Below are 5,684 nucleotides of genomic sequence, written 5' to 3'. Positions count from 1 at the left end.
AGGGGGCCCAGGCCGTCCAGCGGCCGGCCGGCGCCATCCAGCACGCGTCCCAGCAAGGCATTGCCCACCGGCAGGTGGCGGCCCAGTTGCGGCTTGGCATTGCCGTTCAGTTCGGCCTTGCGAGGCAGGGGAATGGCGCGCTGCACCGGCGGTTCGCCAGGCACCACGCGCGCCCCGGGCGGCAGGCCGGATATGTCGGCCTGCGGCATCAGGTACAGCGTGTGGCCGTCGAAGCCGACCACCTCGGCGTCGGCCCACAGGTCGTGGCCGCGCGCCATTTCGATGCGGCAGGCGGCGCCCACCGGCAGGCGCAGCCCGGTGGCGTGCAGCACCAGCCCGGTAGCGCGGGTGATACGTCCGCTGGCCAGCCAGGGTTCTGTCGAGGCAGCGCGGATCGAGCCGATGCGCAGCTGGGTTTCCCAGCGCTCGATGGCGGGCACGGCCGTGGCGTTCATGCTTGCGGCTCCCAGGGCGTACTGCGGCCCAGCGAGGCCGCGATGCGGCGCCAGCGGGTCTGCAGGGTCGCGTCGATATCGCCGTAGGGGGTTTCGGCGCGGCAACCGCCGCGCACGATGGATTCGTCGGCCAGTACGCGCCAATGGCCATCGCGCAGTTCTTCCGCCAGTTGCTGCCGCACCAGCTCCAGGTCGGCCGGATGCACCCACAGGCGCATCGCGCCGCTGGATGCCGGATTGATGTGCAGCACCTCGCGCACCCCCGCAAGCATGGCCGCGGGTTGTTCGGCAAGCGTCGTGCGCAGGACCTGCCCGGCGATGTCCAGGGCCAGCGTCAGCAGGGCCTGGCCCATCTGGGCTTCCAATGCGGCGACGGAGGATCCGCAGGCGTCCGCCAGCGCATGCAGGCGCAGCGCTTCTTCGCGTGCTTGTTCGCGGCCTTGTGCCAGGCCTTCCTGGTAGCCGGCATCGCGGCCGGCCGCGTAGCCTTCCTGGTGCCCTTGCTCGCGCCCTTCGCGCAGGCCCGTCTCGCGGCCCTGCTGCAGCCCGTCGCGGTGGCCGGCCTCTTCGGCGCGGGCACGCGCTTCGCGCAGCAGTTCTTCGGGGTCCGGCCCCGGTTCGGGCTCGGATTCGGGCGGCAGGATCTCAACCGCGTCTTCCACCGGCTGGTCGAACGCCGACATCTGCCAGCGGCGCCAGGCGCCGCGGGGCAGGGCGTCCGACGCATACCGGCGCGGGTCAGACATAGGCATCGTCGCCCTGGTTGCCCAGCACGATCTGGCCGCTCTCGGCCAGGCGGCGGGCGATCTGCAGGATCTTCTTCTGTTCGGACTCGACCTTGGACATGCGGATCGGGCCCTGGGCTTCCAGGTCTTCGCGCAGGATGTCGGCGGCGCGGCTGGACATGTTGCGCAGGAACTTGTTGCGCAGCTCTTCCGAGGCACCCTTGAGGGCGACCATCAGGCTTTCGTTGTCGATTTCCTTCAGGATGAGCTGCAGGGCGCGGTCTTCGACGTCGATCAGGTTGTCGAACACGAACATCTCGTCGATGATCTTCTGCGCCAGGTCGTTGTCGCGTTCGCGCAGGCTGTCCACCACGGCCTCTTCGTCGCTCGAACTCATCATGTTCAGGATCTCGGCGGCGGTGCGCACGCCGCCCATTTTGCTGCGCTTGGCGCCCTGGCCGGCCAGCACCGAGTTCAGCACATCGGTCAGTTCGGCCAGCGCGGCGGGCTGCACGCCGCCAAAGGTGGCGATGCGCAGCATGACGTCGTTGCGCAGCCGGTCGGTCAGCAGGGCCAGCACGCCGGCGGCGCGGTCGCGTTCCAGGTGCACCAGGATGGTGGCGATGATCTGCGGGTGTTCGTCGCCGATCAACTCGGCCACGGTATGCGGATCCAGCCAGTTCAGCGCGTCGATGCCGCTGGCGCCTTCGCCCGCTTCCAGGATGTCTTCGATCAGGCCGGCGGCGCGGTCGCTGCCCAGCGCCTTGGTCAGCACGGTGCGGATGTATTCATCCGAACCCAGCGTCACGGCCATGAATTGGTCGGCTTCCTGGCGGAACTCTTCGAGCACCACGGCGACGTCGCCGCGCGTGACCTGTTTGAGGTTGGCCATGGAAGCCCCCACCTGCTGCACTTCGCGCGCCGTCAGGTACTTGAAGACTTCCGCCGCGGCGTCCTCGCCCAGCGACATCATCAGTACGGCGCTGCGTGTGACGCCGTCCAGCGGTTTTCCGTCATTTCTCATCTTTGGTCATCCAGGCTCGCATCACCATGGCGACAGCGCGCGGGTCTTTGGTGGCCATGTCGCGGGCGCGCTGCAGATTGTCTTCGTAGCGGTTGACCTCTTTGGCGCGTGCCGCGGCCTGGGCTTCGCGCTGTGCTTCCTGCCGGGCGACCTCGGCCTCTTCCGGGTCCACCGGCGGGTACAGGTAGTTGCTGACAGCGGGCCGCAGCTTGCGGTACAGCCACAGGGCCAGCGCCAGGCCGAACACCCAGGCCAGCACTGTCTTGGCCAGGTCGATCAGTTCCGGGTCGCGCCACATGGGCGGCTGCGCCGGTTGGTCGTTGAACTGGCTGTTCACCAGGTTCAACGAATCGCCGCGCGCTTCGGAATAGCCCATGGCCTCGCGGACCAGGTTGGTCAGCTTGGTCAGTTCTTCTTCGGGCAGGGGCTGGGGTTCGCCCGAGGCATCGGGCAGGTAGTTCACCACCACGGCCACCGACAATCGCTTTACCCCGCCTACCGGCTCTTTCACGTGGCTGATGGTTCGGTCCACTTCGTAGTTGATGGTGGCGTCGCTGCGGTTATTGGTGGGCAACTGACCGCCGCCTTGCGTGGAGGTGGTTTCCGCGTTGTTCTGATTGGCCTGGCCGGCTTGCCCGGCCTGCGGAGGAGGCGGGTTGACGATGGGGGCCTGGGCCGCGCCCGGGGGCTGGTTGCTCAGGGCGCCAGGCACGCCCTGCGCCGGGTTCACGCCGGTTTGCAGGGAGTCGCTGGTCTGCTTGCTGCGCACCGCGGCCTGGCCGGGATCCTGGTTGGGCCGGTAGACCTCGGAGGTTTGCTCGCGGCGCGCGAAATCGACTTCGGCGCTGGCCTGGGCCTGCACATTGCCGGGGCCGACCAACGGATTCAGGATGGTCAGGATGCGTTCGACCGTGCGCTGCTCGATGTCGCGCCGGAAGCGGGACTGGTCCGCATCCACGCCGCGGCCCTCGGTAGTGGGGGCCGAAAGCAGGCGGCCGTTCTGGTCCACGATGGAGATGTTCTCGGCGGTAAGGTCGGGCACGCTGGAAGCCACCAGCCAGCCCACCGCGGCGACTTGCGCGTCGCTCAGGCTGCGGCCCGGATACAGATGCAGCAGCACCGACGCCGTGGGTGCCTGCCGGTCGCGCACGAACAGCGACTGGCGGGGCAGCGCCAGGTGCACACGCGCGCTCTGGACGGTGTTCATGGCCTCGATGGAGCGGGCCAGCTCGCCTTCCAGGCCGCGCTGGTAATTGACCTGTTCGGCGAACTGGCTCGCGCCGAAGCGGCTGTTGTCCAGCAGTTCAAAGCCGACCGAGCCGCCGCGCGGCAGGCCCTGGCTGGCCAGTTGCATGCGGGTGTCGTAGACGCGTTCGGCGGGCACCAGCAAGGCGCGCCCGTCGGTGCTGAAGCGGTAGGGCACGTTCATCTGGCCCAGCGCGGTGACGATGGCGCCGCCGTCGCGGTCGTCCAGATTGGAGAACAGTACTTTGTAGTCAGGCTCGCGGCCCCACAGGGCCAGTACCGCGACGATCGCGACCAGCGCCGCGGCGGCCCCCAGCAGCAGGGGCTTGGGCAGGGCACGGACTTTTTCCAGTGCGGGGAATCTGGCCAGCAGCGAGGCGCCTAGGGTAGCCTGCTGGGTCATTGGGGGCTCCGGCAAGCTTCGCGGAGCGTAGAGGCGGACAACATGGGCGGGTGGGGCAGGTTACGCATGCAACGTGCTTGGTATCGGGGAGCGTGAATTATGGATGCCGCCCACGTCATCCCAATCGAAGAAAACAGCGGTTTTTTGGCGTTACTTGTTCCCTATGTGTCCCGCGTTTTCCAGCGCCCCGCGCGCCGGGGCGCGCCGCCGCCCAACAGGCGAACTACCGGGTGTTTTGCCGGCTATTGCCGGCTATGCAGGCCCGCCGCTGCGCGTACGCTTGCACGCTGGATCATTTTGGACGCAAGGAAGCTGGGCCATGGCCGTCTCGGGTTTGTCGGGTATCGAAAACATGTTGCAGCAAATGCGCGCGGTGGTGCACGCGGCGCAGAACAATGGTGCAACCCCCACCGACCTTGCCCCCGAGCCCACCAGTTTCGCGGCTGAGCTGCAGCGTTCACTGCGCCGTGTATCGGACGTGCAGAACGCCGCCAGCAATCAGGCCAAGGCGTACGAACTGGGGGCGCCCGATATTTCCCTGAACGACGTGGTCATCGACCTGCAGAAAAGCTCCATTGCCTTCCAGACCGCCGTCCAGGTGCGCAACCGCCTGGTGGCGGCCTACAAGGAAATCTCGTCCATGTCGGTCTAGTGCCGCGTTCAGTTTTGCCCGGCAGGTATTTCCGGTTCATACCAGATCAGGTCCGGGAAGCTCGACAGCATGGCGGTGCTGCTGTCCGCGAACCGCAGCACCATGGGGCTGCTGACCCGGAAGCGGATGTGGGTACGCGCGGCGGTAAGGCCGGTAAAGTCCAGTACGACGGAATGGTTGGCAAAAGCAGGGCGGAGATGCGTTTCCAGCGCGCCGGCTTCGCGCGGCCGCCAGAAAAAATGGCGCAACTGCCAGTCTGGCCCCAGGATGCGCGCTTCGCACGTTGCCGCCTCGGGGCGGCTGCCGGTCGCGGATACCTGCACGCGGCTGTCCGGATGCATCAGCTCACGTAGTGCCGATCGGATCTCATCGCTGCGGCGCAGCGCATCGCCACTGGCTGGTTTCATGACGGGGCGGCGGGCTTACTGAACAGGTCGCGTAGCGACCGCGTCATCGCCGTCTGGTGGCGCGCCGGCTTCCAGGCGATACAGCCAGGCCAGCAGTTCGGCCACGGCAGCATACAGTTGAGGCGGAATGTGCGCATCCAGGTCCACTTGCATCAGCAGGCCGACGAGTTCGCGCGATTCATGCACATACAGGCCATGTTCGCGCGCGGTACGCACGATGGTGTCGGCGATCCGGCCATATCCCTTGGCGACGACCCTGGGCGCCGCATCGTGCTCGCTGTAGCTTAGCGCAACGGCGGCGCCGCGGGGCGGATGGGCGTCGTCGGTGTGGTCGGAATTCATGTTGGCACGGCGTCCTGTCGCGCGGAAGTCACGCCCACCGACAGGTGGCTGAGCGTCAGCCCGGCGCGCGACAGGCTTGCGCGCAGGGATGCCGCCGCGGTGTGGATCTCGCCGGCACTGCGCGGCGCCACCATTTGCATGACCAGTTGATCGCCCGACAGCATCAGGCGCGCCTCGACCAGGCCCAGCCGGGGCAGGTCCAGCTTCAGGCGGGTTGCCCAGTGGCTTGCGGCTTCGGCAGCCTGGTCCGGCGTTTCGCGGCGCACCTCCCATTCCAGCGGCGTACCAGGCCAGGCCTCGCCTTGCCACATGAATGCCTGGTTGGCCAGGATGTCGAGTTGCTGGCGCACCAGCGGCGCGGCGTCTGGATGGATACCGGCAAGGGCCTGGCCGTGCTGGCCGCCCGGGGCCGCAGGGGCCGGGCCAGCCGC

The 5,684-nt window shown here is 67.9% G+C and carries 7 protein-coding genes and 1 pseudogene; 1 reads left to right on the top strand and 7 read right to left on the bottom strand.

The genetic code is table 11. The features are described 5' to 3' along the window. The 4 genes and pseudogenes from LPZ50_RS20850 to fliF form a co-directional block, all read right to left on the bottom strand. A pseudogene (locus LPZ50_RS20850) lies at window positions 1–455 on the bottom strand (flagellum-specific ATP synthase FliI); the annotation flags it as partial. Further along, complete coding sequence (gene fliH, locus LPZ50_RS20845) at window positions 452–1,201, bottom strand: flagellar assembly protein FliH (RefSeq protein WP_230664569.1); 750 nt, start codon at window positions 1,199–1,201, stop codon at window positions 452–454. The gene fliH and the pseudogene LPZ50_RS20850, both read right to left, overlap by 4 nt. Beyond that, window positions 1,194–2,204 carry a flagellar motor switch protein FliG gene (gene fliG / locus LPZ50_RS20840; protein ID WP_230664567.1) on the bottom strand — a complete coding sequence of 337 codons (1,011 nt, stop codon included), beginning with the start codon at window positions 2,202–2,204 and terminating at the stop codon, window positions 1,194–1,196. Before fliG ends, fliH begins: the two co-directional genes overlap by 8 nt. After that, window positions 2,194–3,852 carry a flagellar basal-body MS-ring/collar protein FliF gene (gene fliF, locus LPZ50_RS20835; protein ID WP_230664565.1) on the bottom strand — a complete coding sequence of 553 codons (1,659 nt, stop codon included), beginning with the start codon at window positions 3,850–3,852 and terminating at the stop codon, window positions 2,194–2,196. The genes fliG and fliF overlap by 11 nt, the downstream gene beginning before the upstream one ends. Before the next feature lie 319 nt (window positions 3,853–4,171). On the opposite strand from fliF, the gene fliE reads away from it, so the two are divergent. Next, complete coding sequence (gene fliE / locus LPZ50_RS20830) at window positions 4,172–4,504, top strand: flagellar hook-basal body complex protein FliE (protein WP_230664563.1); 333 nt, start codon at window positions 4,172–4,174, stop codon at window positions 4,502–4,504. Window positions 4,505–4,512: 8 nt separating this feature from the next. Here fliE and LPZ50_RS20825 read toward each other — a convergent pair whose 3' ends face one another. The 3 genes from LPZ50_RS20825 to LPZ50_RS20815 form a co-directional block, all read right to left on the bottom strand. Then, window positions 4,513–4,911 (bottom strand): hypothetical protein, encoded by a 399-nt coding sequence (locus LPZ50_RS20825; RefSeq protein ID WP_230664561.1) that lies wholly within the window; start codon window positions 4,909–4,911, stop codon window positions 4,513–4,515. Window positions 4,912–4,926: 15 nt separating this feature from the next. Next, the gene (locus tag LPZ50_RS20820) at window positions 4,927–5,253 is read right to left on the bottom strand and encodes an EscU/YscU/HrcU family type III secretion system export apparatus switch protein (protein WP_230664559.1); all 327 of its coding nucleotides are present in this window, start codon (window positions 5,251–5,253) and stop codon (window positions 4,927–4,929) included. Beyond that, on the bottom strand, window positions 5,250–5,684 hold a 435-nt coding region (locus tag LPZ50_RS20815; protein ID WP_230664557.1), incomplete at its 5' end, for a flagellar hook-length control protein FliK. The genes LPZ50_RS20815 and LPZ50_RS20820, both read right to left, overlap by 4 nt.

This window comes from Bordetella petrii, from assembly GCF_020991325.1.
GTDB classification, from domain to species: domain Bacteria; phylum Pseudomonadota; class Gammaproteobacteria; order Burkholderiales; family Burkholderiaceae_B; genus Bordetella_A; species Bordetella_A petrii_E.
The sequence above is the reverse complement of the archived record's forward strand: the minus strand, read 5'-3'. Positions and strand labels throughout refer to the sequence as shown.

What these genes read in the sequence shown, in the direction of transcription:
- fliF (WP_230664565.1), bottom strand. Translation starts at nt 3,852, where the DNA reads ATGACCCAGCAGGCTACCCTAGGCGCCTCGCTGCTGGCCAGATTCCCC.
- fliH (WP_230664569.1), bottom strand. Translation starts at nt 1,201, where the DNA reads ATGTCTGACCCGCGCCGGTATGCGTCGGACGCCCTGCCCCGCGGCGCC.
- LPZ50_RS20825 (WP_230664561.1), bottom strand. Translation starts at nt 4,911, where the DNA reads ATGAAACCAGCCAGTGGCGATGCGCTGCGCCGCAGCGATGAGATCCGA.
- fliG (WP_230664567.1), bottom strand. Translation starts at nt 2,204, where the DNA reads ATGAGAAATGACGGAAAACCGCTGGACGGCGTCACACGCAGCGCCGTA.
- LPZ50_RS20820 (WP_230664559.1), bottom strand. Translation starts at nt 5,253, where the DNA reads ATGAATTCCGACCACACCGACGACGCCCATCCGCCCCGCGGCGCCGCC.
- fliE (WP_230664563.1), top strand. Translation starts at nt 4,172, where the DNA reads ATGGCCGTCTCGGGTTTGTCGGGTATCGAAAACATGTTGCAGCAAATG.